We start from the raw sequence: 26,618 nt of genomic DNA, 5'->3' as shown, positions 1-26,618 counted from the left end.
ACTATTCATCAAGCACTAAAAAATACTATATGAATAGGTTATGTAGTTCAGTTTCTGTGGAGAAATACTTGAAAATAGCATACTAATTTTTAAGATCAAATAGCACACTGATTTGGTCTTTTTAATTGTTCGTTAATAAATCAATGTTTTTCCTTAAACTTAAATAAATAGGTAATTAAAGGAAAATTATGTTAATATATATTTATAGATTTTGCATGATCGTACTTAAACTAACTAGCCTACACTTGAATAAACATTGTACTGGCATTAAAATCTTTAAATGAATATTTCAGGGGTTTTTTGATGAATTATTTTATTAGTTTTATTGTAGCTATCTTATTAACAGCTTTTTCATATTTCTTTGGTAGTCGCGTAATTGCTAAAGGTATATTTTTTTGGCAAGCTATAATTATTGGTACTTCCGTAGTGTCATTAGGAGCTATTACAGAGGCGCTTGGCGCACCTATATGGATAATTATATTAATACCATTTCCAGTTGGAATGGTATTGCTCTTCTTTTATTTAAATGTGTCACTGCAAACTTGGTTTTTCACATACTTAATAACACTGTCTATATACACTGTAATACACATTATAGTGAGCTATTTTTTCTACTTTCACTCTTTGATTCCCGCTTGGAAATTATCTTGAACTCTTATTATAATAAACCAAACTAATTAGCTTCTTTGGGTGATCAGGTCAAAATCTGTTATAAGCTTGATCCTTTTGTACCCATACCTTTACTGAATGGCTATTTAAAGGGCATAAGAGTAAACAGGTTGTGCCCTTTGATTTTTTTGAATCAGCATGGTAAAGGGCACAACAAGAGGCAACAGGGATTTCTACAGCGTTTTCCTTTACTAGACTACCCTAAAAATCTACTAAAGCTGGATTTATAAATTAAGATATATTAAAAATAATTATTGATGGATAGATAATTCTATTCATCTTTTTTTGTAGTTAACAATATATACATGGTGTATAAAGTGAAAAGTCTAAAAATTATAACTATTCAGTTAAATTATTAAAATAAGGTTGTTAGCTTTGAGGATTTTTGGTATAAATAAACTACGGGAGCGCTTTCAAACTTTTGTGTGAGAAAAGTTAGTAAGGGAGGCTTGATTGGAGAGCGTTGTACTATTGTTCTACTGACGGAGACTTTTCGAAGGGAGGAAATTTTTCAAAATAAGATAGAACGTTAAAGTGAAGGTTTCGAGACATCTTCATAAACATCTATCATAGAGAGACATCCCCTTAACGTCATAAAGACGTGAATAATCTAAGCTTCAAAGCAATATAAATGAAAAGTTGGCTGTAGTTTAAAATCGCAGTGTTAATTTGTATGAAATCATTCGTGAATGATTGAACAAAAAGTTATTTTATATTGTTAAAGCTGCTTATTTTAGAAGCACTAAAAAGGGAAAACTATGAAACGGAGAAAAAGGGGAATTTTCTTAAGTTAATAGTTGAGCGTATGTGTTTGTCTTTGTTTTGGATATGAATCGAAATGTGCATCAATTATATCGCTTAAATAAAATATAAGCAAAGTTATAAGATGAATGGAAGAGGGTGGGGAGAAAGTGAATATACTTGTATGTATTAAACAAGTACCTGATACGAAAATCATTAAAGTTAACCCTAAAACAAACACATTGGATCGCTCTAGTGCTCCTGCTATTTTGAATCCTTATGACGCACATGCTGTGCAAGAAGCAGTTCGCCTTAGAAGCGAACACGGAGGAAAAGTGATACTACTTTCAATGGGACCGCCTACTGCGAGAATGGCGATTCGCAAATGTATCGAAATTGGTGCGGATGAAGGTTATTTGATTTCTGATCGCCGTTTTGCTGGAGCCGATACGTTGGCAACTAGTTATGCACTGTTTAAAGCGATTGAGAAATTACAAAAACAAGAAGGTATTGATTTGGTGCTATGTGGAAAGCACGCGATTGATGGAGATACGGGGCAGACTGGTCCAGGAATTGCCCGTAGAATGGGGATACCTCCATTGACGAGCGTGATTAAGGTGGAAGAAATAAACACGGAGTCTAGAGAATTGAAAGTTCGTAGAAAAATTGAGAATGGCTATGAAGTCATTAAATCATCATTACCAACTTTGTTAACGATTGAGAAAGAGATGAACACAGTGGCCTATTCACCACTGCCAAACATGATGAGAGCTGCTCGCTACGAACCAACTGTCTGGACGGTGGATGACCTAGACGATGTAGATATTAAGCAATTAGGTCTGAAAGGTTCACCAACAATTGTAGGAAAGATGTGGCCACCAGAAAAGAGCTCAGGAGCAGAGATGATTGAAGGAACTCCACAAGAACAAGTGGAAAAGTTACTTTCAGTTACTCTTGAAAACCGTGAATTGTTTGAGGTGAAAGGTGGGGGAAGAGGATGAATATAGAAGAATACAAGGACGTTTGGGTTTTTATCGAGCAACAAGAGGGGCAGATCATTGACGTGGGTCTGGAATTGTTGGGGGCAGGAAGAGAGCTAGCGGATAAATTAGAAGTAAACTTATGTGGTGTGTTATTAGGACACCAAGTGAAAGAATCAGCTAATTTCCTATATTCTTATGGTGCAGATATCGTCTATGTCATTGATGATCCAGTGCTAGAACAGTATCGCACAGAAACGTATATGACAGCTGTAGGAGACCTCGTAAGAAAATATAAGCCAGAAATATTTATATACGGAGCGACCGCGAATGGCAAAGACTTAGCGAGTGCAGTGGCAACGGAAGTAATGACTGGATTAACTGCTGATACAACATTGTTAGATATAGATCTTGAGAAGCGAATGTTTGAAGCTAGTCGTCCAGCGTTTGGTGGAAATATCATGGCGACGATTCTTTGTAAAAAACACCGACCGCAAATGGCAACAGTGAGACCAAAGGTGATAAAGAAGCCGGAACCGGTTCAAGGTCGTGAAGGAAAAACAATTGAAGAAACTATTTCTATTAAAGAAGAGGACCTTGTAACGAAAGTTTTAGAGATTGTGAGAGATACAGAAAAGGCTGTGAATCTTGAAGAAGCTACTGTCATAGTAGCGGCAGGAAAAGGAATCAAAGATGCAAAAGGGTTTGCGATGGTGAAAGAATTGGCAGAAGTTCTAAATGCCTCGGTTGGAGCAAGTCGAGATGTCGTCGAAGCAGGACTATGCGAACATGATCATCAAGTTGGTCAGACAGGCTTGACAGTTACCCCTAAAATTTATTTTGCGATTGGTATTTCTGGCGCGATCCAACATGTAGTCGGGATGCAAAATGCCGAGATGATTATTGCCATTAACAATGATCCGGAAGCAACGATATTCAACGTTTCTCATTATGGGGTTGTTGGGGATGCATTTGAAATTGTACCGATGCTAACAGAAGAATTCCGCAAAGTATTCAAAGGGGAAGAATCAGAAGGAGTGACTGCAGATGTCTGAAAAATTTGATGTAATCGTTGTCGGAGCAGGACCAGCTGGAACCGCCTGTGCTTACACAGCAGCCAAAAATGGTTTAAAGGTATTATTAATTGAAAGAGGAGAATACCCTGGATCTAAAAACGTCATGGGTGGAATTCTTTATCGTAAACAATTAGAAGAGATCATTCCTGAGTTTTGGAACGAGGCTCCGATTGAACGACCAATTGTCGAGCAACGATTTTGGTTTTTAGATAAAGAATCGATGGTCACTACTAGTTATAAAGGTTTGGAGTGGGGAAAGGAACCGTATAATAATTTCACTGTGCTACGAGCAAAATTTGATAAATGGTTCGCAAGTAAAGCAGTGGAACAAGGGGCGTTGTTGATAAACGAAACGGTCGTTCTAGAATGTATTGTTGAGGATGGAAAAGTGGTAGGTGTTAGGACAGATCGCCCTGATGGTGATGTTTATGCTGATGTTGTCGTATTGGCAGACGGAGTCAATTCACTTCTAGCTAAACAACTTGGGTTTCATAAGGAATGGAAACCAAATGAAGTAGCCCTAACGGTTATGGAAGTGTTGAAGTTACCACCTAAAACGATAAATGAACGTTTCAATGTTCAGAATAATCAAGGCGTGTCCGTTGAAATGTTTGGGGATGCAACTCACGGATTATTAGGAACGGGTTTCATATATACGAATAAAGATAGTATTAACGTCGGCGTAGGAACAACGCTCTCAAGTATGATTAAGAAAAAGCTTAAACCGCATGACCTTTTAGAACATGTGAAAAATCATCCGATGATACAACCGTATATTGAAGGTGGGGAATCGCAGGAATATCTTGCTCATTTAATTCCTGAAGGTGGATACAATACAGTACCGAAACTTGTCGGGAATGGTGTGATTGTAACAGGTGACGCGGCTCAATTTGTTAATGCGATTCATCGTGAAGGATCAAACATGGCGATGTCTTCGGGGAAAATTGCAGCGGAGACGATTGTAAAAGCAAAACAAAGGGGAGACTTTTCTGAGCAATCACTAGACTCTTATCGAACAGAAATTTATGACAGTTTTATCGGTAAAGATTTGAAGAAGTACAAAGATGCTGCCCATACGTTTGAAGAAAATCCACAATACTTCCAGGAGTATGTGCCGATGATGAATCAAGCATTGAATACGTTCTTTACTGTCGACGGAACGAGTAAGTGGGATAAGCAGAAGAAGATCATGAAGAAGATGACGGACAGTCGTGGAAAAATTGGGTTTGCCAAAGATATGTACAAAGCTTGGAAGGCGGTGAAGTAATATGACGAAAACATTAGAGGATAAGCAGTATTTGCTTCGTTTTAACTGTGATCAGAAGTCTCACCTTGAAGTTTTGGATCATCAAGTATGTGCAACATCCTGTCCTAATAAAGACTGTACGATCTTCTGTCCAGCAGACGTTTATAAATGGGAAGGCGATCGAATGTTTGTCGGGTATGAAGGATGCCACGAATGCGGTAGTTGCCGGATTGGTTGTCCACACCAAAACATTAAATGGGAATACCCTAAAGGCGGGCATGGGATTGTATTCAGATTAGCCTAAAATATGATTTCTAAAAAAACTGACCTCGAGAAATCTCTCTCGAGGTCTTTGCTTTATTAAAAGAAAGCATAATTATTGAGTGGAAGATATGGCAAAGATATATCTTAACACTGTTAAAGTAGTGTTATTATAACGTATTTAAAGTTGATGGTAAATACGATTAGAATAATTTCTGTTTAAAAAATGTGTGGGGAGATTATGAGTTAGGAAACAGTTCTTTAGTGACGTTTAGTGGAAGGGGAGAAGGTAGAAAGGAAGCAAAAGGAGAGTATAGTGATGTTCATCGGAAAGGGAGCAGATGAAAGATAGTAAAAGGAGAGAATAGCGATATTCGGCCGAAATGGAGAAATTGAACGGCACTAAACCCAAACGGCTATTTATGTTTAAAACCAAATGAAACTACTATTATACTTTCACCCACTCTTATTATATCTTCTTCAAGTCTAAATCTGTGCTCACGATTGTTTCAGCTTTCAACACCTGTTCCATTAAATGAAGCGCTTGTTCGTTTTCAAATTTTGAATTTGAGGCCGTGCAATCAGAAGGAATATAAAGATTGTAATGTCTCATATAGGCATCATTTGCTGTAAAGTGAACACACATATTACCGGCAATCCCAGCGATAATAAGCGATTTCACATTTAAATAATCAAGTAAAAGCTCTAACGGAGTCATGTAAAAAGCTGAATACTGAGGCTTAAGCACGAAATAATCATCGTCATCAGGTTCGATTAAGTCAATGATTTTGCTACCGCGTTCTGTTCGTCTCATTTCATTAACAATACCTGGAAAATCAGATTGCCAGCGACCATAATTGTCATTTACATAAAGTACAGGAATATCAAGCTTCTTCGCTCTTTTTTTTAGGTTCGCGATATTTTTTGCTACAGGCAACGTATGCTTATATAATTGATCGCCGTCTTTAAAACTAAAATCATTAATCATGTCTACTACTAAGAAAGCGACGTGTTGAAAATCATTCGTATGTGGATTAGAGTTTGTGGAGGCCATGATTGTAGCTCCTTTCTTATAAAAAATTACAAAAGCACCTTTGTTAAATTTTTTTACATCTAGTATCAACAGCCAAGGTGTTGTAGAATATAGTGAAATCAACAAATATTCAATTTTTTTCGTTGGATGAACATAACTATTACATTTCCCTAATAAGCTCATTTAAAACAGGGATGATATAAGCAGGAGGCGTAATTGACATGATAGACAAGGAGCAAGAACTTTTACTATTAATTGAAAAAGAAGGTAGAATGTCGGAAGAAACATTGGCGAAGATGCTCAATACTACACCAGAAGAGGTCTCAAACATGCTTCGTTTATTAGAGAAAAAAGGAGTCATTCTAGGTTACTCAGCCATTATTGATTGGACGAAGGTAAATATTACAGAAACCGTTACAGCCATGATAGATGTAAAAGTGACTCCTAAAAGAGGAGTTGGTTTTGACGAGGTTGCCGAGAGAATATATCGATTTAAAGAAGTCAAAGCTCTTTATTTAATGTCAGGAACGTATGATTTGTCCGTTGTCATTGAAGGAAGATCAATGTCTGAAATTGCCCATTTTGTTTCAGAAAAACTGTCGACTTTAGATTCGGTTATCTCAACGACAACTCATTTTCAATTAAAAAAATATAAGCATGATGGGCTCGTATTTGGCGGAGATGAAGAAGGAGACAAACGAATGGTGGTGTCTCCATGACAACGATAAAAACTGGGCATCAACCGCAATTATCTGATGCAGTGAATCGTATTCAACCTTCAGGAATCCGACGTTTTTTTGACTTGGCCTCGTCAATGGAGAATATTATTTCACTAGGTGTAGGGGAGCCAGATTATTCGACTCCTTGGAATGTTCGCGAGGCGAGTATCCATTCTCTTGAACGAGGAATAACGTCATATACAGCAAATGCAGGACTTCTCGAACTCCGAGAAGCAATTTCTCATTATTTACAAAAACGGTTTGAAATTATGTATGATCCCAAGGATGAAGTCGTCGTAACAGTAGGAGCAAGTGAAGGAATTGATTTAGCATTAAGGGCTATACTTAACCCAGGTGATGAGGTATTGATTGCAGAGCCTTGTTTTGTTTCATACGCTCCACTTGTCTCTTTAATTGGTGGCATTCCGGTTGCTGTACCTACCTCCATTGAAACGAATTTCGAAGTGGATGCTGCTGAAGTAGAAGCTAGAATCACGGATAAAACGAAAGCGATCATGCTATCTTTTCCTAACAACCCTACAGGAGCTGTAATGGGGAAGGAAGGCTTAAGTAAAATTGCTCGTGTTGTAATTAACCATAATTTAATTGTGATTTCTGATGAGATATATGCAGAATTAAGCTACGATGAGGACCATGTAAGTGTTCCATTTTTAGATGGGATGTGGGAAAGGACAATTTTGATCTCTGGTTTCTCTAAGGCATTTGCTATGACAGGCTGGAGAATTGGATATGTTGCTGCGCCAGAACCATATGCAAAAGCTATGCTGAAAATTCATCAATATGCAATGATGTGTGCATCAACAATGGCACAATATGCCGCACTCGAAGCGATTACAAATGGTCATGAAGGCATGGAAGAAATGATCATTAATTATCGCCAACGAAGAAATTATTTTGTGAAGTCATTAAGAGAAATAGGATTAACGTGTCACACACCAGGCGGAGCATTCTATGCTTTTCCATCAATTAAACAAACAAACCTAACATCTGAACAGTTTGCTGAAAGACTTTTGCTAGAGCAAAAAGTTGCAGTCGTTCCAGGTCAAGTATTTGGTGAAGGAGGCGAAGGACATATTCGCTGTTCTTACGCCGCCTCAATGAAACAACTGGAGGAAGCGGTTGACCGGATCGATTCTTTTCTAAAAAAGTTGTAATTAGGGCTTAATGCAGCGGGTTTCGAGCCGAACGGAGCGGAAAAAGATCGAGTAGAGCGCAAAGCACGGAGATTCGAGCCGAACGAAGCGGGAAAAGATCGAGTAGAGCGCAAAGCGCGGAGATTCGAGCCGAACGAAGCGGGAAAAGATCGAGTAGAGCGCAAAGCACGGAGATTCTAGCCAAACGGAGCGGAAAAAGATCGAGTAGAGCGCAATGCAGCGGGTTTCGAGCCGAACGGAGCGGAAAAAGATCGAGTAGAGCGCAAAGCCATGTAGATTCGAGCCGGACGGAGCGGGAAAAGATCGAGTAGAGCGCAATGCAGCGGGTTTCGAGCCGAACGAAGCGGAAAAAGATCGAGTAGAGCGCAATGCAGCGGGTTTCGAGCCGAACGGAGCGGAAAAAGATCGAGTAGAGCGCAAAGCCATGGAGATTCGAGCCGAACAAAGCGAAAAAACAGCACGTAGGGAGCAAAGCAGCGGATTTCGAGCCGAACGGAGAGAAAAGAAATCGAGTAGGTACGCAACCCCCACAGAACATCAAGCAACCTAAACCAACAGGTAAGCAAAAAAAAGAAGAGTCCTAAGTATACAAGGGACTCTTCACAAAAGGGGGAATACTAGGTTGTATACAATCATTAGTATAGCCATCTAATTAGGATGTATACATCAACGTAGTAATCACCTTTAAAACGAAGAGTGTGACATTTGTAAGATCTACTAGAGACTTGCTGGATATTTTCAGCAGCTTTTTTGGTTTGTTAAAATGAATGTACATAAAACCTCTATAAAAAATACCTTCAAAAGCCCATGTTTTAAACTAAATCTTAAGTGGAATCCTATAAGAGATGATCATTCTAAATTTTTCAGAAATAAACGTTTGCTCAAGTTGTAAAAGCTGTGTTATAATTACACAGTTAATAAATAATTAGGAGTTGTTTTCATGTCAGGTCAATATGAAGTAGGTAGTATCGTTGAAGGAAAAGTAACAGGAATCAAGCCATTTGGTGCCTTTGTTGCGTTAGATGAAAAGAAACAAGGACTTGTTCACATTTCCCATATTGCTCACGGATACGTGAAAGATATTAATGAGCAATTAACAGTTGGAGATGTAGTCAAAGTAAAAATTCTTTCTGTTGATGAAGAGTCAGGTAAGATTTCTCTTTCAATTAAAGAAACTCAACCTAAACCGGAGCGCACAGAGCGTCCACGCCCACAAAGCAGTGGTCCACGTGGTGGCGGCGGTGGCGGAAACAAACGTCAAGGTGGCGGTCAACAGAACCAAACGCAAGGTTTTAATACACTTGAAGATAAGTTGAAAGATTGGTTAAAACAATCTAACGAAATTCAAGCGGATTTAAACAAACGCATCAAAAAATAATTGGCTTTATTGCTTTTTCTGAAACGACAAAGAGGTAGCTCACTGGGCTACCTCTTTTCTTTGTTCATTCTTGGATTGATGTGATTTCAAACCATGAAGTCATGGAAGCATTCGAATGGTTTCATTGATAGATGTTGCCTTCTTTGACAAGGCAATCCTCTATAGAATAAATGGAACACATCATCTTTGTGGTTCTGGGCTTCTTTCCATTTCTTCTGACGGCTTAAATAACAAAGAAATACAATACAACCCTGCCAATCCTACGAGGGCATAAATGAAGCGGGAAAAACCGGCTGCTTGTCCGCCGAACATTGCTGCCACTAAGTCAAATCGAAAAAATCCGATTAATCCCCAGTTCACAGCACCAATAATAGTTAGCACAAGCGCTGTCTTTTGAATTCCGTTCATGCGCTCCTCACCTCCTTATAAGGGGTAAATTAGTCATGTTCTGAAGCAAATGTGCTTCTGTCTATAGAATGTTATTTGTGCATGTAAATTATTCATAAACAAACAAGATAAACGTATCTTTTGCATTTGCATTAAAAAATAAGAGATAATAAACATGAAAAGAATAAGTTTTCGAGAAGGGAAAGATGTAAATGGAATCATTTATTTACCAAAATCCAACACGATTAATTTTTGGACAAGATCAAGTCAATAAGCAACTTGTTGATCAACTTAAACCTTTTGGAAAAAAGGTACTTCTCGTTTATGGCGGAGGTAGTATTAAGCGTAATGGACTATATAATGAGGTAATAACGCTTCTATCTGAAAATGGTTTTGTTGTTTCTGAACTTGATGGTGTAGAACCGAATCCACGGTTATCCAGTGTACAACGTGGAGTTGAAATATGTAATAGTAATAAAATTGACGTCGTTTTAGCTGTCGGCGGAGGAAGTGTTATTGATTGTACGAAAGCAATTGTTGCAGGTGCGAAGTATGATGGAGATGTATGGGATTTAGTCATCAAAAAAGAAACGCCAAAAGATGCGTTACCGTTTGGAACAATCTTAACGCTTGCTGCAACAGGGTCAGAGATGAATGCAGGATCCGTTATAACAAACTGGGAAACACGTGAAAAACATGGGTGGGGAAGCCCACTAGTATTTCCGAAGTTCTCAATTTTAGATCCAAAAAATACCTTATCCGTACCGAAAGATCACACCATTTATGGGATTGTCGATATGATGACACACGTATTGGAACAATATTTTCACCAACAAGAGAATACACCGTTACAAGAAAGATTATGCGAAGCTGTCTTACATACGGTGATCGAAGCAGGACCAAAATTGGTTAACAACTTAGACGATGTAGAAAAGCGTGAGACGATTCTTTATTCAGGTACAGTTGCTTTGAATGGGACGTTACAAATGGGAACCCGTGGAGACTGGGCCTCTCATAATATTGAACATGCTGTTTCTGCTGTCTATGATATTCCTCATGCCGGTGGTTTGGCAATTCTATTTCCACAGTGGTTAAGATATCATGCGAAATTGGGAGAAAAGAAACTGGTTCAGTTAGCTACGAGAGTTTGGGGAGTCGATCCTGATGGAAAGACAAATGAACAGATAGCCAAAGAAGGCATCGAAAAACTTGAAGAATTTTGGAGGGGATTAGGAGCTCCGAGCAAATTGGCTGACTACAAGATAGATGATAGTCAACTTGAAGTAATTGCTGATAAAGCGATGATTAATGGATCATTTGGAAACTTTAACAAGTTGAACAAAGAAGATGTTTTAGCAATTTTACGAGCATCATTATAAAATAACTGACTCTGGAAGAACTTTCTTCCAGAGTTTTTTAAATATCGAGCTATGCCTCTTTCGGCTCTAATAACCAGATGCTTGCACGTTTCTTGTTAATATTCAGAGAAAGTTCAAAATTGCAATCGTTTACTTCGGATGTTTGCTTGATTCTTGTCTATGTATTTAATAAAGTAAAGAGTGGAAGAAGTTTTTTAAAACGGAGGAGATTAAACTTATGACAAAGACGCTTTCATTTGATTATTCAAAAGCTTCATCATTTTTAGCGCAACATGAAGTAGACTACATGACCGATACAGTGAAATCAGCGCATGACGCACTTCACCAAGGCACAGGAGCGGGTAGTGAATTTCTAGGCTGGATTGATTTACCTGTAAACTATGACAAAGAAGAATTTGCTCGAATTCAAAAATCTGCGGAAAAGATTAAATCTGATTCAGACGTGTTAATCGTGATTGGAATCGGTGGATCTTATTTAGGAGCACGTGCAGCAATTGACGCGCTAACACATACGTTCTATAACGAATTAGATAAGGGAGCACGTAAGACTCCACAAATTTTTTATGTAGGAAATAACATTAGCTCAACGTATGCTCGTCATTTACTAGAAGTGATTGAAGGGAAAGACGTCTCTCTAAATATCATTTCAAAGTCAGGGACGACGACGGAGCCAGCTATTGCATTTCGAATTCTTCGTGAATATGTCGAGAAGAAATATGGAGTAGAAGAAGCTCGCAAACGTATTTACGCAACAACAGATAAAGCAAGAGGGGCACTTAAGCAACTTGCTAACGATGAAGGTTATGAGTCGTTTATCATTCCTGATGATGTTGGGGGTCGATTCTCGATTTTTACTGCTGTAGGCCTTCTTCCGATTGCTTCAGCAGGCCTAGATATTGAAGCGATGATGAAAGGTGCAGCTGATGCTCGTAAAGCTTACAGTTCACCTGATCTGGCGAAAAATCAAGCGTACCAATACGCAGCAGTTAGAAATGCCCTTTACAATAAAGGAAATTCGATTGAATTAATGGTTAATTATGAGCCAGCACTTCATTTCGTAGGTGAATGGTGGAAGCAGCTTTATGGTGAAAGCGAAGGAAAAGACCAAAAAGGCATCTTCCCGGCAGCAGCAGATTTCTCAACAGATTTACACTCGCTTGGACAGTATGTTCAAGATGGACGACGTGATCTTTTCGAAACAGTTCTTCATGTTGGAACGGCTCAAGAAGAAATAACGATAGATAAGGCCGAAAGTGATATGGACGGCTTGAACTATCTAGCTGGGAAAACGATGAGCTTTGTGAATGAAAAAGCCTATGAAGGAACGTTATTAGCGCACCTTGATGGCGGAGTACCAAATCTAATTATTAACATTCCAGAGTTAAACGAATATCACTTTGGCGAATTGATTTATTTCTTTGAAAAAGCATGTGCTGTTAGTGGCTACTTGTTAGGAGTAAATCCATTTGATCAGCCAGGGGTGGAAGCATACAAAACGAACATGTTTGCTCTCCTAGGCAAACCAGGATTTGAAAAACAAAAAGCAGAATTAGAAAAGCGGTTAGAAGAAAAGTAAGACTAAAGGTGCGTCCTATATTTTCAATGGGACGTGCTTTTTTATTGTGGATAAGTTTTGGAGAGAGTAGATGCGTCGCAAATTTTGTTGAATTTTATTATGTGTCGAAAGGGCGTCGCTATGTGTAGGAACTAAATTTTTATGTGTTGGAAGGATTGATTTATATGTACGAATTGGCTGTCTATATGTAGCAATGTAACGTTTTATAATACGTTCAATCTGGGCAAACTAATCTCACTCGAATATTAGGAGGAGATAGTAGATGATTGAAGTTCCGTCGAAATTAGAAAATGAAACGTTTAAATTGATTGACATAGAAAAAAAATTAAAGCCAATTGGTTATGTCATTGGCGGTGGGTGGGAATATGACCACGGCTATTTTGACTATAGGCTAGAAGATGATGGTGCTTATTTATATGTAAGGCTTCCTTTTTCAGCAGTAGACGGGGAGGAGTTAGATGTGAAGGGGGTCCATGTGACACTCGGACGCCCCTTTCTATTGGCGCATCAATACCAAAAAGGGCTAGATGATCATGCTGAAGATCCTAACCCGCTATTAAATCAATTTTCAGAGCCAGAGGATGCCGATGCAGAATTTCCCGAAAAGTGGGTGCAAACAGGAAAAGAGTATGTCGAAGAGGTGGAACAAATTTTGTTGGAAAATATGGACATTTCTCCATTGGAATAACGTTATCTCCTGACATAAATGAGCTCATCACCTGGTTGTAAATAAAAGTGATTAGATGGATGGAGTTGAACGTGCCCTTCTCTACGGAGACCGAGAAGGAACTGTTCTGTAGTATTCTCTTGTTGAATAATATCCCCAAACGTTTTTCCGATGAATTCTGCAGAGATCGCATGGATACTGAGATGATCTTTTTGTTCATGTTCCAGCATTTGAGAAATGACATCTGTTAACCCATGATAGAGAGCGCTATTCATTAATAACAAACTCACGTGATAAGATGCTTCGATTACTTCGTCAGCACCTACTCTTTTAGCATTTTTAAGTTGATTGTTAGTAACCATTTCAACGATTGTGTATACGTTGGAGGAAAGACCCCGAACCGTAATTAACGTTAAGATCGTATTGGCATCTGCCATAGTCTCATCAATATGGAGGTTAGCAGAGATGACTACTGTCTCTGCTTCTTGAAGGTTTGCTCGTATCAATGTTTCGTCACTCTTAGGGCTTCCTTTAATAAAACGAACATATGAATAATCTTGACCCGATAGTTTTTGTAGTGTCTCGTCTACAAGGACAATCTTTTTCAAAGGATAAAGATGATGAGTTTGTTTAATAAGTAAACGACTACGTTCATTCCAACCGATGACGACTAGGTGACGATTTTTTTTAATAGTACCTAGCCCTTTTTCTTGTTGTTCTTTTAAAACAACGGTAGATGCAGCAAGGTTCGTTATAAAAAGAGAAAAGACTGCAATCCCTACCAAAATAAGAACAATTCCAAGCAGTCTTCCTACAACACTTTTAGGAACAAAATCACCATACCCAACAGTGGAGATGGTGACAATTGCCCACCATACCCCTTCGAATATATTTGGATACCCTTCAGGTTCAATAGTATGTATAAGTATACCGATCAAAAAGACAAATAAAAAAATTCCAGATGCAATTTTCAATAGTACAAGTTTTTTTGTGTAAAGCGTGGATAATAATCCCTCACGAAACATGGCTACTCTTCCCTTCAAGGATTGTTTTTTCATACGATTATGACGGTGGCTGTTTTGGTAGCATTTCTTAGTATTGTCATAAATGAATGCAATCCATTCTTAAGTTTGTTACGATAGGTTAGGTAAAGGGGGAAGTTACATGTTTCCAGCAGTGGTGTTCGCGATTACAATGTTTATTGGTTGGATTGTGTTTGATGCGATTAAGCATAAGAAAGTAATTAAAGAAAATGTCATATCAGGATTTGTTGCCTCAATAGTAGCAGGATTCGCTTGGTACATACTTTTTATTATTTTTTAAAAAATATTTACAAAAGCTATTGATAAACGACAACATTCTCTATATAATTACATCTTGTGAGTAACATTCTTAACATTCTTTACATTAACTCATTTAAGGGGCATTAGCTCAGCTGGGAGAGCGCTTGGCTGGCAGCCAAGAGGTCAGCGGTTCGAGCCCGCTATGCTCCACCATATTTATTGTTTGCGTAGCAACGTCGAGAAAGCTACGAAGAAAGCAAACATCAGTAGTGCACTTCGGGTGCACCATACATAATGTACCAACGACGCGGTTCTTCGTCTTTACGAGGAATTGTGTCGTTTTTTTATTTTGGGCTTTGTGCACAATTTGTGCATCTTTAGTCTGCTAAAGTATCATGATTTACTGAAGCAGGCTTCCTCAAATTTACTTGCAGCTTTGTCTTCCATGTCTGCATTGACATGAGAGTACACATCTAGTGTGATACCTACACGACTATGACCTAGCTGCTCTGCAACAATTTTAGGATTTTCACCTAAGTATCAATGTCGCATGTGTATGCCTTTTTTATGAAGTGGGATACGCTTAAGACTGCTTCTTTTGTTAGCTGATAAAATTAACGTATCTTGTTTCGGATGTTTTTAAAGCCGCCAAAGAAATAGGAAACACCAGGTTTAGGTACAACTGGTAGCAATCCCCTAACTTCAATTGCTTCCAACTTGTCTTTTTGCTATTTTATCCTATGAAGTTACTAGGAATCTAGCAACATTAACTTAACAAGATAATACAGCACTGTCATATAAATACGACTAGAATAATTGTTACGAATTGGAATGGAAGAACGGAGACCGTTGATTATGACTCCTGTGGTTTCAAAGAGCTGTTACCTTATCGGAAATGAATAAGGATGGAAAATAGTGATAGTTCTTCAAATGTTCCCCTACAAAATGAAAATTATATTAAATTAAGGGAAAATAAGGAATTTCTTTTTTTACTTATGTATAATTAATATACGTAGGTGTACTATTCAACGAAGGGAGAGACAAATATTATGTTAAAGAAACATTACAAACTAATATTTAGTGGGACAGTAATCATCATTTTACTCTTTGTAATTAACCAGCAACATCAAGAAAAGAAGCTGTATGAGCAATATATTTCACAGAACATGAATTATGAAATTAAGAAACTTGTTAAAGGTATTGTTGAGAGTTACAATATTTTTGATGAGATTTTAGATTCCGGAGATATAACAAATAGACAAGCGAAATTATTGATAAGTTTCAGTAAAGACATAGTTAACATGACAGAAGAATTAGAAAGAAAAGCTATAAGCCTAGAACGTCTTAACCACTCAGAATTTAATAATGTAACTTATGGCAATACGCTAAGAATTTTTTCGTTTTTTTCTAATTTAGATGCTGACAAATACTATGATATAGGTAAATTGGATGATATACATACTACTCTTGACTCCTCTCTTTACGAAAAAATAAAGTTTCTTAAAGAATTATATTTTCTTTGGATTTTAGTAGTTGAGGATAGTTTGATAGGTGTCATTATAACAGAAGAGGACATTCAATTAAGTGTTTCTGAATATAATAGCAACTTTGATTCAGATAGCGTTTCAAACAATTTTTGGATAGATTTACTTGTGGAGTTTGATGAAAAAACAAATGCTTTTCTGAATAAATATGAAATTGATAATATTAAAGAGAAACTGAATTAATATTTAGATTAAGACAAAATTTCTCACCTTACTTAATTCATTAGATATTTACTAATATGCACTTATTAAAGTGTTTTGTGTTCCCTCAGATGAACCATTATGTGGTATGAGGTGAGCTGGAGCTATTTTCATAAGAATAGCCCAACAAAATAATTATTTACCTATAAAACTAAGCTTACCTAATCATTATTAGATCGTAATTAGAATAAACTAGATGAGGTGGTATTTTACTGTTGTTGTTGTTGAGAGCGGAATAAATTTCAGTTTTGAATGGGGGAGAAAATGATACAAATAATGGGGGTGCCTTTTCAACTCAATAGTATGTGGAACTTAGGAAGTAGTGAAAAATCGATCATACAATATATGTATAAAGCTCCTGTCTTATATTCTTATCCTTCCAATGATGAATTTTTATTTGAAATTAATTTACGAACAAGGATCATAGAAAGTGCTGAAGACATGAATGAAAGTCAAATGGAGTTTACAATTTTCGAATATGCTCGTTGTAATTCTAAATACTGGAACTTGACGGAATTAGGCGGTTTCCTGTTAAGGCATGATGTTAGGCCATCTGATGCAATTGAAGATATTTATAAAAGCAGTTCACTATATGCATTTGAATGTGCAACAGCTTGTATCATCATCTTTTACCATGCCATTCTCAAAAGTATCGGTGATCATTTATTTAACCTTATATTTCAAAACCTCTATTTATACAGTTGGCATAGTGATCCAGATCTTGAGCTTGACACCTTTTATGCAGATCATTTTTTACCTGGAGATGTTGTTTATTTTAATAATCCTGATTTTAATCTAAATACCTCTTGGTTTAGAGGAGAAAATGCTGTTGTTCTGAGTGATGACAGTTTTTTTGGACATGGAATTGGAATAAGGACTGCTGAACAAATGATACAAAGTCTGAATGAATATAGACAACCACAAAGTAATCAATCTGCCTATTTAACAGATTCCATTACACGGCCTTCCTTTAGAAATTTATTCCAATTAACATTAGTACAAAGGCATCATCCAGCTTTCAAAAAGCAACAATTCGTCATACATCATAACAAATGTTCAATACCATTTATGGAACATCTATTTTATCGATATTAATGGCACCGGGGGAGAACCGTGGGGGAGAACCGTGGGGACGGTTCTTGTGGAAAAGATTCTGAAGAAAAATCGCACTCGTCAAACATTTAAGTTCGACGAGTGCGATTTTTGATTTGTGATAATAGTCTAATAGATGGTATCGATTTGATTGGAATTACCAATAGCTAACCGAAGGAACCGTCCCATTGGTTCCCATTGGTTCGCCATTGGTTCGATTAATAGATTACAACCGGATCATAAAAATTTAAATATTCGTATACTTTCTTCATAACATCCGGAGGGACGTTAACGCAGCCATTAGATCCTGTTGTATGGTAGGCGTTGCTTGACCAGTTTGTTCGCCAGTCTGCATCGTGGAATCCCTGCCCGCTGTTTGTAAAGGGGGCCCAGTATTCTACATCGGTTGCATATTCGGAGTTGTTTGCTGAAGTGCCTGTAAGTGTGTATGGGGAGCGTTTAAAAAGGATATACCACACTCCTGTCAATGTATCCTGCTGTGTGCTTTGGTTGCCCGTCACCACATGAGTATCCACAACTAATTCTCCGTCTCTGTATATCCACATATGCTGATCTTTGATGGATACTTCAGCATAAGTATCACCTATTCCGTTATTTGAAGTAGTTTCATAACCATAACCTTCGTCTTCCCATCCATTCCCGTAAATATTGGAAGCAGAAATTGATTTTTCACCAGCACTAAAAGCTTCCGCAATTAAAGCTGCTTCTTTCTCTGCATCGAGTGCCCAGCCGTAACCTTCACCCTTAACTGAGATGACTGATCCAGAATGTGTTTTAAAGCTAAAATCTTTTCCTAAGGTGGAGTGGGAATCATTAATTTCAACAATCTTATTGAAAATAGTATCAGAGTCTACCAGCACATCCATATTTACTGATAAAGAAGCATCCAGAATAAATTCGCTCGCCATTAATGAATAAACTTGTTCATTAATTTCATACTCAATATTGTGGTCAAGGAAATTCTGTAGTTTTTCCACTTGGTTCTGTACTAGTTCACTGTCTTCCTTCACTGGCTGCAAATAAACAGGGGTCAGATAAATTTCACTCGTATATTCATTGTTGCCGTATTCCTCTATTAAACTACTGATATCATATTGCTCTCCATCAGCGCTTTCCGAGATTACTATTTCACCATTTTCAATACTCACCTGGGCATCAGTAGGAGGATGTAACTCCTGATTCATGGTGATGAGCTTTTGTTCAAGTTCCTCTATCAAATCTTCACTGCGGTATTTGTCCTGTATAACTGGTGTTATTGAATATGTTTTTGGTTTTGAAGAAGGAAAGAATGTCCACTGGCTTTGCAGTAAACTTTTAATCTCTGGCAAGTCATTGTCTGAAAACATCATTTGTGTCTCTTTTCCTTTTGTAACCATTTCTTCTCCAACATAGACATTGTTAATTAATACTGAAGCCTGTAATGTTTCAAGTGCACGATCAGCTGTCAGCCCACTGACTTCAATGTTATTAATAGTAATATTCGAGTTAAAATGCGTCTTCTGATAAAAAAACAGTGCTGCAATAATAACTGCAATGACAATAATGGAAATCAAACTAATGATTTTCCAACTTTTAAACCAGCTGGTTCGTTTCTTCGATGAATTATTATTCTCTTGCTGTTTAGTGACCTGCTCCAATTACATTCCCCCAAAAGTTTCGTTCACTTTAAACTTTTCTTATTTTCATAGCTAAGGATACCACACATCACCTTGGAAGTAGTTCAAACCGTTCCCACACTTCTTAAGTATATGATTCGATGGCTTGTCGAATTACAAAATCCCACTATATGTTCTGAGTTTGATAAGAATAGAACGATTACTTTGGATAGAAGGGGGACAACCATTAGAGAACGAAGAAGTAACAATAGTCGTGTGCATTTACAAATCCCAGAAAGGTTGTTGTGTAAGTTAAAATAGTGATATTACACTTGTTCAGAAAAGCAAATTAAGACTTACAAAAATTGTATTTCAGGATCTCTATTAGATCAAGCAAGCCGATAATAAGTCATTATTAACACAAGTGAATGTAAAAGAACGTGTAACAACTTCTGGAGAACGGTAAAATATACGATATGAGTGGCATAATGTAATTTCATGCTTAATTTAATGAACGATAGTAGAAAAAAATTAAAATAAACGTGAGTAGAAACAAAAGATTGGAACGAAAGATAGCTGGCTATGATTATCCAGCTATCTTCTGTTTGGGATCAAGAAAGGGTTTAACCCTTTGAAAGAGTTATCCATTATTAGGGGTTCTATACTTTTATCTACTCTATCTCTTCTATTGCTTTTTTGATAAATGTTAATGCATTTTCATAATTATCAGTATCTGCTCTAATAGACACTATTTTCTCACCACCGACAATTTCAACTTCATTAAAAATTTTGCTTTTAATTAGATTGATACCATATAATTCTTCAGTTTCTTCTCCTTCTAATTGATTAAACTTCAGTGAATGAGCGTCAATTTGTTCTTCAAAATCGTCCAGGATATCTATTGGAAGATGAGCACTTAAATCGAGAAGTAAATCAAAATGAATTTGATCCGTAATGTATATGTCAGGTTCTTCAATCATTAGAGTAAGTGGTCTTTTTTGAACAGATGCAATGTCCATTTCAGATGTTGTTTCAGTTGGAGAGTATTCTAAATTAACCTCTATTTTCTCCCATTCAGGGAATGTTTTTTTTAGAGAATCTTCTAATACAGTGATATCTTCTGCATAATAGTCACCAAATAATAAGATCTCTAAATCAGGGGGAACGATATCAGGTTCTCTCGTTTGCTCGATTCTATGGTCAATAAAGTGAAAGATAATAGATCCAAACACAAAAGCGAGAAAGAGTATACCTAATGTATGGTACTTATAGTGTTCGACGAAATGGTCGATTTTTTCTCTTATTCTCTCTTTTGATTCCGGGGAAGAGAGTTGTATGTGCTTCTGGATATGACGATATGCCTCAGTAATTTTATCGATATCAATCATATCATGTGAATGAATATTAGCCTGGTTTTGCTGTGATTTTTCAATTCTTAGCCATAGCGCATATTGGTACTCTAACTTTTCTCTTGTCACGTCTTCTGATACGTTCATGATTTTATAAGCTGTTTTTAAATCCATTAGATACTCACATCCTTTATTTCCTAAAAGATATTTTGTTTTCTTTTACCAGAGGTGTCTTTTTCAATCTTGTTGATATAAAAGTATATTAGCTGTTGGGAAAATGCTATATTAAAAATTCATTTTACTATGCTAAATAATTAGTGTATTCTTTTCATAAAAGTTATAAAATAGTATATTCTTAAAAAATAAACGGAGGTGCATAAATATGATTGACTCATCACGATGGTATATACGATTAGGAAATTTGGGGTTTAATTTAGTGGTATTAAACCTTTTATGGATTTTATTTTCATTTTTAGGCCTATTTGTATTAGGTGTTTTTCCAGCTACTGCAGCATTATTTTCTGTTTTAAGGCAATTGATCATGGAGGATGATGATCTTCCTTTATTTAAACTATTTTTTGATAAATATAAATCTGAATTCATAATGTCAAACCTAATGGGTTATATTTTTCTGAGTGTTGGAATTATTTTATACATTGATTTTAGAGTGCTACAATTATTGGACAATAATTTTATTCAATTAACTTTGGCGAGTATAACTTTTGTCATTGCGTTTGTATATTTATTGATCTTACTATTTATTCTTCCTATCTTTGTTCATTTTGATTTGAAGTTTTGGCAATATCCGAAACATGCATTAATTCTTGCCATTGCCCGTCCGTTCCAAACATTGTATATGATCATTGCATTAGCTATTGTCTTATTTTTGTACATGAATTTTACAGTATTAATCTTTGTTTTCGGTATGAGCTTAATTTCGTTTGTTATGATGAAAGTAGCATCAATATCTTTTCCGAAAAAAGATGATTTACCTTAAATAAGCAAATAAATAAAGTGAACATACGGAGTTGATTATCTCTATCATGGGTTAACTACTCCGTAAATGTCAACCGGTTAACATTTATGATGTAAGAAAACACATCCTTATATTAGAAATAGGCAACGTCTGTTATCGCGCGTTAATCAAATTCTTTGTAAATATTATAAAGTAGTTATAAACTATAAAAGATATGGTTAATAGAAGGAGAATTTACAAATTGATGAAATAGTTACAGGAGGAAACGTGATGGCAAAAGTTAAATTGAATGATGTGGCTAAAGCTGCGGGTGTCTCACCAACAACCGTTTCTAGAGTCTTAAATAATCGTGGTTATATTGGTGAGAAGACTAGGGAAAAAGTGGAAAAAGCTATGAAACAATTAAATTATTACCCGAATGAAATTGCTAGGTCTTTGTTTATTAATAAATCGTTCTTAATTGGTCTTATTTTTCCAACTACAAGCAATCCATTTTATGGCCAGCTTATTTTTCATTTAGAAAATATTTGTGAGTCTTTAGGATACAAAGTTTTGTTGTGTAATAGTCAAGGGCGCGAAGATAAAGAGAAAACATATTTGGAAATGCTCCAAAGACATCAGGTAGATGGTATTATAGCTGGAGCTCATAATACTGGAATTAAGGAATATAATACACCTAATTTGCCACTAGTAGGGATCGACCGATATTTATCGGAAAATGTTCCAGTAGTTTCTAGTGACAATTATGACGGAGGAAAAATGGCAACACAATTGTTAATTAATAAAGGTTGCCAACAAATTTTGCATATAAATGGACCAAGCGCTTTAGAAACTCCTGCAAATTTAAGAAGAAAAGCATATGAGGATGTTATGGTTGCAAATAATCTAAATCCAATAGCATATGAAATAGGTGAAGATATCATAAAAAAAGTCTTCGATGAAAATCCTGGAGTGGATGGTATTTTTGCAAGTGATGATCTCATTGCTGCTAATGTTATAAGTGAAGCTAAGGCAAGAAATATAGACATACCTGTAGAGTTAAAAGTAATAGGATATGACGGGACAGATACAACCAAGATACTTCTGCCAGAGTTAAGCACAGTGCAGCAACCGATAAAAGAAATTGCAGAGACTGCGATAGAACTTTTAATGAAGCAAATAAATAGTACAGATAGTGATATTCAATTTGAAACAATATTGCCTGTAAAATTAATTGAAAGTAAAACGACATAGAAAGTAAGGAACTACCCCTTCAATAAGATGGCACTAAAAAAGGACAGATGTCTGTATAAATTTCCACACGTTTTCCGTGGGTAATGCTTCATTTCTTCGCGGAAGACTATCACTGAAAGATCCCGCAATTCTTACTTATGCTTGAGTCTCCGTATTTTTGATGGAAATACTTTGAAAATGACTTATACAGAGGCCGCTCCAATGAGTGGGGGTTTTAAACTTTTTTTTATGTTATCCGGTTGACATATGAAACCGGATGACATATACTCTGTTTAGAAGATTACTTCAACAAGAAATTCAAGCAAAGAGCAAAGCAGTTTGGATTTTTTAATAATTCATAAGAAAGCGCTAACAATATGAGAGTGCTAGCTTAAAGTTTAGTAATCTTGGGTCTAAGTATTAGCCTATTTTATTACAAGGAGGATAATTTGATTTCTACTAACTTAGGTGGGGCAAAGGGAAAAAATAGTGAATTTGAAATGATTACTTAAAATATTAAGGGGGGATATACATGGCAAATGGCTTGGGTTCAGGTAACGCAGATGCTTTAAGTCAGATTCCTAAAAAAAGTAAAAAGAAACAAAGCTCATTGAAATATATCAAAAAAAACTGGATCCTGTACTTATTCTTAACTCCTGCAGTACTCACTGTTTTGATATTTAATTATATTCCGATGTATGGAGTGGTTATTGCATTTAAGGATTTTAGTCCAGTTAGAGGAATTATGGCGAGTGAATGGGTTGGGTTCAGTCATTTTGTAAATTTCATGCAGTCACCTAACTTCTATCAAATTTTTATGAATACCGTTAAATTAAGTGCGTATGAGCTTCTCATTGGATTTCCTGTTCCGATAATACTTGCACTGATGTTAAATCAAGTAAGAAGAGCAAGTATAAAAAAGAATATTCAATTAATTATTTATGCACCACATTTCATCTCAGTAGTCGTTATCGGCGGAATGATATTTATGTTTTTGTCACCAGCAGGACCTCTTAATGCAATACTAACTATATTTTTGGATCGACCTGTTTCGTTTATGTCTGATCCAAACTATTTTAGAACTATTTTCGTAGCATCTGGTATATGGCAAGCGGCTGGTTTTGCCTCTATTATTTATGTTGCTGCGTTGTCTAATAGTGATCCACAGCTCCACGATGCGGCTATGATTGACGGGGCATCATTATTACAAAGAATTTGGCATATTGACGTTCAAGTGCTTAAACCAGTAATGGCTGTCCTCTTTATTCTAGCAGTTGGAGGAATCATGGCTGTTGGTTTTGAAAAAGCATATTTGCTTCAAACAGATATGAATTTACCTGCTTCAGAGGTCATTGAGACCTATGTATATAAAAGAGGGTTGCAAGCAGCAGATTGGTCATTTGGTGCAGCAGTTGGGTTATTTTTATCGGTTATTAATTTGATGTTACTAGTCACAGTAAATCAAGTAGTGAAAAAACTTAAAGGAGAGTCCCTTTTCTAGAATGGAGTGAAAAATTGGATGAGTAAAATAACACAATCCCAAAAAAATCGAGCAATAAACAACTCAAAATCAGATCGATTAATACTTTTAATAAATAAAATCTTGTTGAGTTTAATTGTACTGATTGTTACGGTTCCTCTTTTATATGTATTACTTGGCTCTTTTTTACAGCCAAATATTCTAATCTCACAAGGGATTTCACTTAACCCTGATCATTGGACAATTGACGGTTATGTAAGAATCTTTCAAGATGGATCAATCATGAGAGGATTCTTCAATTCTGTGCTTTATGCCGGGGGATTTACGATAGTTTCTATTATATTTTCTATACTTGCAGGGTACGCATTATCTATTGATGAGTTGGTTGGAAAAAAAACATTTATGATTTTCTTTCTCTTTACGATGTTTTTCAATGGTGGTTTAATTCCAACATATTTACTTATACGAGAACTAGGATTGATTAACACACCTTGGGCGATTATATTACCTGGTGCTGTCACTGTTTGGAATATAATTTTAGCAAGAACTTATTTTAAAGCTCTGCCAAATGAGTTGAAAGAAGCAGCAAGGATAGATGGAGCTTCTGATTTCATGATCTTCATTAAAATCGTATTGCCTTTGGCTAAACCGATCATTTTTGTACTTGCGCTATTTGCTTTTATAGGACAGTGGAACGCTTATTTTAATGCAATGATTTACCTTGAAGATCGATCACTTTATCCGTTGCAATTAGTTTTGCGTGAAATACTAATCCAAAACGAAGTACAGCCTGGAATGATTGCAGATCAACTTGCGAGGGCTGAGATGCAAAGAATATCAGAAATGATAAAATATTCATCCATTGTAGTTGCGAGTTTGCCTTTATTGATCATGTATCCATTCTTCCAAAAGTATTTTGAAAAGGGAGTTATGGTCGGATCATTAAAATAAAAACAGAAAAGTGAGGGGTTTATTATGAACAAAACGATTAAAACAATCTCAGTTTTATTAGTTGGAAGTTTAATTACAGTAGGGTGTGGTGGTAATGAAGACCAAACGTGGTCGGAAGATCATGAGTTATCAGATATATCCTTTCCGTTAGAAGAAGAAGTATCATTAAAGTTTTTGACTGAAAGTTCTTCATTGGCACCTGAAGATCCAAATGACAAGTTGATTTATGAACGATTAGAAGAGGAGACAGGCGTTGAAATAGAATGGAGAAGTTTTGTAGGAGAAGCGTTTGGTGATAGAAGGAATTTAGCGATGTCAAGTGGAGAAATGCCAGATGCGATTAAAAATGCAGGTTATAGTGATTATGAATTATTAGAATTAGCTAATGATGATGCTATTATTCCACTTAACGATTTAATTGATGATTATATGCCTAATTTACAAAGTGTACTTGAGAAAGCACCTGAGTATGAATCGATGATGACTGCGGAAGATGGAAATATATATGCATTTCCATGGATTGAAGAATTAGGTGAAGGCAAAGAAAGTATTCACTCTGTCGATAACTTTCCTTGGATCAATGTAGAGTGGTTAGAAGAACTTGGACTAGAAATGCCAACAACCACAGATGAATTAAAAGAAGTGTTAATTGCCTTTAGAGATAATGATCCAGCAGGGGATGGTCAAACAATTCCGATGTCCTTCATTATTAATGATGGCGGGCAGGATCCAAGTTTCTTATTTGCTTCTTTTGGTTTAGGTGATAACTGGGATCATACTGTTGTAACGAATGATGGAGAAGTGAAATTAACAACGGCGGAGGAAGGATATAAAGATGCAATAAGTTTCATGAACGAGTTATATGAAGAAGAATTACTAGACGTGGAAGCTTTTGAACAAGATTGGCCAGTATATGTTTCAAAAGGAGAAGAAGGTCGTTACGGAATGTATTTCACTTGGGATAAAGGAAATGTGACAGGAATGAATGACACATTTGACCTAATGCCACCTTTAGAAGGACCAGATGGACATAAAAATGTTGCAAGAACAAATGGGATGGGGTTTGATCGTTCAAGAATGGTTATTACAAGTGCAAATGAAAATCTTGAATTAACAGCCAAATGGATCGATCAACTTTATGACCCACATCAGTCGGTTCAAAACAACTGGGGAACTTACGGAGATGAAGAGCAGCAGAACATCTTCGCATTTGATGAAAGCGAAGATATGTTAAAGCACGAAGATTTACAGGGCACTGCGCCTGTTGAGTTAAGAGAAAGGACATCTGTTGGTGGCCCATTAGCAATCTTAGATAGTTACTATGATGAAGTAACAACAATGCCAGATGATGCTGCTTGGAGATTGGGGTTAATGGAAGAAGTAATGGTTCCGCACATGCAAGCAGATAATATTTATCCTAATGTATTTCACACTGTTGAGGAACTAGATAGACTTTCTTCTATTGAAGCAGATTTGATACCTTTTGTACAAAGAAAAAAGGCTGAATGGATTTCAAATGGAGAAGTGGAAGAAGAGTGGGAAGAGTACTTAGAAGAATTAGAACGTCTAAGTCTATCAGAGTGGTTAGAAATTAAACAAGCAGGGTATGACCGAGCTACAGAATAAT

The 26,618-nt window shown here is 36.5% G+C and carries 24 protein-coding genes and 1 tRNA gene; 20 read left to right on the top strand and 5 right to left on the bottom strand.

Annotation, left to right across the window (positions count from 1 at the left end; translation table 11 throughout):
- Positions 1-303: 303 nt before the first annotated feature.
- From ACM26V_RS12525 to ACM26V_RS12505, 5 genes are all read left to right on the top strand, one after another.
- The gene (locus tag ACM26V_RS12525) at positions 304-651 is read left to right on the top strand and encodes a hypothetical protein (RefSeq protein WP_416151743.1); all 348 of its coding nucleotides are present in this window, start codon (positions 304-306) and stop codon (positions 649-651) included.
- A gap of 929 nt (positions 652-1,580) precedes the next feature.
- The gene (locus ACM26V_RS12520; RefSeq protein ID WP_416151742.1) at positions 1,581-2,411 is read left to right on the top strand and encodes an electron transfer flavoprotein subunit beta/FixA family protein; all 831 of its coding nucleotides are present in this window, start codon (positions 1,581-1,583) and stop codon (positions 2,409-2,411) included.
- Positions 2,408-3,445, top strand: a complete 1,038-nt coding sequence (locus ACM26V_RS12515) for an electron transfer flavoprotein subunit alpha/FixB family protein (RefSeq protein ID WP_416151741.1) — start codon at positions 2,408-2,410, stop codon at positions 3,443-3,445. Before ACM26V_RS12520 ends, ACM26V_RS12515 begins: the two co-directional genes overlap by 4 nt.
- Complete coding sequence (locus tag ACM26V_RS12510) at positions 3,438-4,733, top strand: FAD-dependent oxidoreductase (RefSeq protein ID WP_416151740.1); 1,296 nt, start codon at positions 3,438-3,440, stop codon at positions 4,731-4,733. The genes ACM26V_RS12515 and ACM26V_RS12510 overlap by 8 nt, the downstream gene beginning before the upstream one ends.
- Before the next feature lies 1 nt (position 4,734).
- Positions 4,735-5,016, top strand: coding sequence for a ferredoxin family protein (locus tag ACM26V_RS12505; protein WP_416151739.1), 282 nt, complete (start codon positions 4,735-4,737; stop codon positions 5,014-5,016).
- Between the two features lie 426 nt (positions 5,017-5,442).
- On the opposite strand, the gene ACM26V_RS12500 is transcribed toward ACM26V_RS12505, so the two are convergent.
- A complete protein-coding gene (locus ACM26V_RS12500) occupies positions 5,443-6,027 on the bottom strand; it encodes an isochorismatase family cysteine hydrolase (protein ID WP_416151738.1) in 585 nt (194 codons plus the stop codon).
- Positions 6,028-6,227: 200 nt separating this feature from the next.
- Between ACM26V_RS12500 and ACM26V_RS12495 the strand changes: the two genes are divergently transcribed.
- The 3 genes from ACM26V_RS12495 to yugI all read left to right on the top strand — a co-directional run bounded on the left by ACM26V_RS12495 (position 6,228) and on the right by yugI (position 9,278).
- Complete coding sequence (locus tag ACM26V_RS12495) at positions 6,228-6,725, top strand: Lrp/AsnC family transcriptional regulator (RefSeq protein ID WP_416151737.1); 498 nt, start codon at positions 6,228-6,230, stop codon at positions 6,723-6,725.
- On the top strand, positions 6,722-7,900 hold the full coding sequence (locus ACM26V_RS12490) for an aminotransferase (RefSeq protein ID WP_416151736.1): 1,179 nt from the start codon (positions 6,722-6,724) through the stop codon (positions 7,898-7,900). The genes ACM26V_RS12495 and ACM26V_RS12490 overlap by 4 nt, the downstream gene beginning before the upstream one ends.
- A gap of 940 nt (positions 7,901-8,840) precedes the next feature.
- The gene (gene yugI, locus ACM26V_RS12485) at positions 8,841-9,278 is read left to right on the top strand and encodes a S1 domain-containing post-transcriptional regulator GSP13 (protein WP_416151735.1); all 438 of its coding nucleotides are present in this window, start codon (positions 8,841-8,843) and stop codon (positions 9,276-9,278) included.
- Between the two features lie 180 nt (positions 9,279-9,458).
- On the opposite strand, the gene ACM26V_RS12480 is transcribed toward yugI, so the two are convergent.
- The gene (locus ACM26V_RS12480; protein ID WP_416151734.1) at positions 9,459-9,686 is read right to left on the bottom strand and encodes a DUF378 domain-containing protein; all 228 of its coding nucleotides are present in this window, start codon (positions 9,684-9,686) and stop codon (positions 9,459-9,461) included.
- Positions 9,687-9,877: 191 nt separating this feature from the next.
- Here ACM26V_RS12480 and ACM26V_RS12475 point away from each other — a divergent pair, with 191 nt between their 5' ends.
- The 3 genes from ACM26V_RS12475 to ACM26V_RS12465 all read left to right on the top strand — a co-directional run bounded on the left by ACM26V_RS12475 (position 9,878) and on the right by ACM26V_RS12465 (position 13,308).
- Positions 9,878-11,044 (top strand): iron-containing alcohol dehydrogenase, encoded by a 1,167-nt coding sequence (locus ACM26V_RS12475; protein ID WP_416151733.1) that lies wholly within the window; start codon positions 9,878-9,880, stop codon positions 11,042-11,044.
- A 217-nt stretch (positions 11,045-11,261) separates the two neighbouring features.
- Positions 11,262-12,620, top strand: a complete 1,359-nt coding sequence (locus ACM26V_RS12470; protein WP_416151732.1) for a glucose-6-phosphate isomerase — start codon at positions 11,262-11,264, stop codon at positions 12,618-12,620.
- Positions 12,621-12,882: 262 nt separating this feature from the next.
- Positions 12,883-13,308: a YugN-like family protein gene (locus ACM26V_RS12465; protein ID WP_416151731.1), complete on the top strand. Its 426-nt coding sequence runs from the start codon at positions 12,883-12,885 to the stop codon at positions 13,306-13,308.
- Between the two features lie 2 nt (positions 13,309-13,310).
- Here the strand turns inward: ACM26V_RS12465 and ACM26V_RS12460 are convergent, their stop codons facing one another.
- The gene (locus ACM26V_RS12460) at positions 13,311-14,312 is read right to left on the bottom strand and encodes a potassium channel family protein (protein WP_416151730.1); all 1,002 of its coding nucleotides are present in this window, start codon (positions 14,310-14,312) and stop codon (positions 13,311-13,313) included.
- 139 nt (positions 14,313-14,451) lie between these two features.
- Here ACM26V_RS12460 and ACM26V_RS12455 point away from each other — a divergent pair, with 139 nt between their 5' ends.
- The 4 genes from ACM26V_RS12455 to ACM26V_RS12440 all read left to right on the top strand — a co-directional run bounded on the left by ACM26V_RS12455 (position 14,452) and on the right by ACM26V_RS12440 (position 17,410).
- Positions 14,452-14,610, top strand: a complete 159-nt coding sequence (locus ACM26V_RS12455; protein ID WP_416151729.1) for a hypothetical protein — start codon at positions 14,452-14,454, stop codon at positions 14,608-14,610.
- Between the two features lie 97 nt (positions 14,611-14,707).
- Positions 14,708-14,783: transfer RNA gene (locus ACM26V_RS12450), tRNA-Ala, on the top strand.
- 836 nt (positions 14,784-15,619) lie between these two features.
- Positions 15,620-16,297, top strand: a complete 678-nt coding sequence (locus ACM26V_RS12445; RefSeq protein WP_416151728.1) for a hypothetical protein — start codon at positions 15,620-15,622, stop codon at positions 16,295-16,297.
- Between the two features lie 282 nt (positions 16,298-16,579).
- A complete protein-coding gene (locus ACM26V_RS12440) occupies positions 16,580-17,410 on the top strand; it encodes a protein-glutamine gamma-glutamyltransferase (RefSeq protein ID WP_416151727.1) in 831 nt (276 codons plus the stop codon).
- A 215-nt stretch (positions 17,411-17,625) separates the two neighbouring features.
- Here the strand turns inward: ACM26V_RS12440 and ACM26V_RS12435 are convergent, their stop codons facing one another.
- Complete coding sequence (locus ACM26V_RS12435) at positions 17,626-19,065, bottom strand: L,D-transpeptidase family protein (protein ID WP_416151726.1); 1,440 nt, start codon at positions 19,063-19,065, stop codon at positions 17,626-17,628.
- Positions 19,066-19,694: 629 nt separating this feature from the next.
- Positions 19,695-20,546, bottom strand: a complete 852-nt coding sequence (locus ACM26V_RS12430; RefSeq protein WP_416151725.1) for a hypothetical protein — start codon at positions 20,544-20,546, stop codon at positions 19,695-19,697.
- Between the two features lie 208 nt (positions 20,547-20,754).
- Here ACM26V_RS12430 and ACM26V_RS12425 point away from each other — a divergent pair, with 208 nt between their 5' ends.
- From ACM26V_RS12425 to ACM26V_RS12405, 5 genes are all read left to right on the top strand, one after another.
- Positions 20,755-21,369, top strand: a complete 615-nt coding sequence (locus ACM26V_RS12425; protein ID WP_416151724.1) for a YesL family protein — start codon at positions 20,755-20,757, stop codon at positions 21,367-21,369.
- 249 nt (positions 21,370-21,618) lie between these two features.
- Positions 21,619-22,581 carry a LacI family DNA-binding transcriptional regulator gene (locus tag ACM26V_RS12420; RefSeq protein WP_416151723.1) on the top strand — a complete coding sequence of 321 codons (963 nt, stop codon included), beginning with the start codon at positions 21,619-21,621 and terminating at the stop codon, positions 22,579-22,581.
- A gap of 511 nt (positions 22,582-23,092) precedes the next feature.
- Positions 23,093-24,061: an ABC transporter permease gene (locus tag ACM26V_RS12415; RefSeq protein WP_416151722.1), complete on the top strand. Its 969-nt coding sequence runs from the start codon at positions 23,093-23,095 to the stop codon at positions 24,059-24,061.
- An 18-nt stretch (positions 24,062-24,079) separates the two neighbouring features.
- On the top strand, positions 24,080-24,991 hold the full coding sequence (locus ACM26V_RS12410; protein WP_416151721.1) for a carbohydrate ABC transporter permease: 912 nt from the start codon (positions 24,080-24,082) through the stop codon (positions 24,989-24,991).
- Positions 24,992-25,015: 24 nt separating this feature from the next.
- A complete protein-coding gene (locus ACM26V_RS12405) occupies positions 25,016-26,617 on the top strand; it encodes an extracellular solute-binding protein (RefSeq protein ID WP_416151720.1) in 1,602 nt (533 codons plus the stop codon).
- Position 26,618 lies beyond the last annotated feature (1 nt).

Origin of the sequence: Salipaludibacillus sp. HK11 (assembly GCF_047795645.1) — a bacterium.
Lineage (GTDB): Bacteria > Bacillota > Bacilli > Bacillales > Salisediminibacteriaceae > Salipaludibacillus.
The sequence above is the reverse complement of the archived record's forward strand: the minus strand, read 5'-3'. Positions and strand labels throughout refer to the sequence as shown.

What these genes read in the sequence shown, in the direction of transcription:
- ACM26V_RS12525 (WP_416151743.1), top strand. Translation starts at nt 304, where the DNA reads ATGAATTATTTTATTAGTTTTATTGTAGCTATCTTATTAACAGCTTTT.
- ACM26V_RS12515 (WP_416151741.1), top strand. Translation starts at nt 2,408, where the DNA reads ATGAATATAGAAGAATACAAGGACGTTTGGGTTTTTATCGAGCAACAA.
- ACM26V_RS12510 (WP_416151740.1), top strand. Translation starts at nt 3,438, where the DNA reads ATGTCTGAAAAATTTGATGTAATCGTTGTCGGAGCAGGACCAGCTGGA.
- ACM26V_RS12505 (WP_416151739.1), top strand. Translation starts at nt 4,735, where the DNA reads ATGACGAAAACATTAGAGGATAAGCAGTATTTGCTTCGTTTTAACTGT.
- ACM26V_RS12500 (WP_416151738.1), bottom strand. Translation starts at nt 6,027, where the DNA reads ATGGCCTCCACAAACTCTAATCCACATACGAATGATTTTCAACACGTC.
- ACM26V_RS12495 (WP_416151737.1), top strand. Translation starts at nt 6,228, where the DNA reads ATGATAGACAAGGAGCAAGAACTTTTACTATTAATTGAAAAAGAAGGT.
- ACM26V_RS12490 (WP_416151736.1), top strand. Translation starts at nt 6,722, where the DNA reads ATGACAACGATAAAAACTGGGCATCAACCGCAATTATCTGATGCAGTG.
- yugI (WP_416151735.1), top strand. Translation starts at nt 8,841, where the DNA reads ATGTCAGGTCAATATGAAGTAGGTAGTATCGTTGAAGGAAAAGTAACA.
- ACM26V_RS12480 (WP_416151734.1), bottom strand. Translation starts at nt 9,686, where the DNA reads ATGAACGGAATTCAAAAGACAGCGCTTGTGCTAACTATTATTGGTGCT.
- ACM26V_RS12475 (WP_416151733.1), top strand. Translation starts at nt 9,878, where the DNA reads ATGGAATCATTTATTTACCAAAATCCAACACGATTAATTTTTGGACAA.
- ACM26V_RS12470 (WP_416151732.1), top strand. Translation starts at nt 11,262, where the DNA reads ATGACAAAGACGCTTTCATTTGATTATTCAAAAGCTTCATCATTTTTA.
- ACM26V_RS12465 (WP_416151731.1), top strand. Translation starts at nt 12,883, where the DNA reads ATGATTGAAGTTCCGTCGAAATTAGAAAATGAAACGTTTAAATTGATT.
- ACM26V_RS12460 (WP_416151730.1), bottom strand. Translation starts at nt 14,312, where the DNA reads ATGTTTCGTGAGGGATTATTATCCACGCTTTACACAAAAAAACTTGTA.
- ACM26V_RS12455 (WP_416151729.1), top strand. Translation starts at nt 14,452, where the DNA reads ATGTTTCCAGCAGTGGTGTTCGCGATTACAATGTTTATTGGTTGGATT.
- ACM26V_RS12445 (WP_416151728.1), top strand. Translation starts at nt 15,620, where the DNA reads ATGTTAAAGAAACATTACAAACTAATATTTAGTGGGACAGTAATCATC.
- ACM26V_RS12440 (WP_416151727.1), top strand. Translation starts at nt 16,580, where the DNA reads ATGATACAAATAATGGGGGTGCCTTTTCAACTCAATAGTATGTGGAAC.
- ACM26V_RS12430 (WP_416151725.1), bottom strand. Translation starts at nt 20,546, where the DNA reads ATGGATTTAAAAACAGCTTATAAAATCATGAACGTATCAGAAGACGTG.
- ACM26V_RS12425 (WP_416151724.1), top strand. Translation starts at nt 20,755, where the DNA reads ATGATTGACTCATCACGATGGTATATACGATTAGGAAATTTGGGGTTT.
- ACM26V_RS12420 (WP_416151723.1), top strand. Translation starts at nt 21,619, where the DNA reads ATGGCAAAAGTTAAATTGAATGATGTGGCTAAAGCTGCGGGTGTCTCA.
- ACM26V_RS12415 (WP_416151722.1), top strand. Translation starts at nt 23,093, where the DNA reads ATGGCAAATGGCTTGGGTTCAGGTAACGCAGATGCTTTAAGTCAGATT.
- ACM26V_RS12410 (WP_416151721.1), top strand. Translation starts at nt 24,080, where the DNA reads ATGAGTAAAATAACACAATCCCAAAAAAATCGAGCAATAAACAACTCA.
- ACM26V_RS12405 (WP_416151720.1), top strand. Translation starts at nt 25,016, where the DNA reads ATGAACAAAACGATTAAAACAATCTCAGTTTTATTAGTTGGAAGTTTA.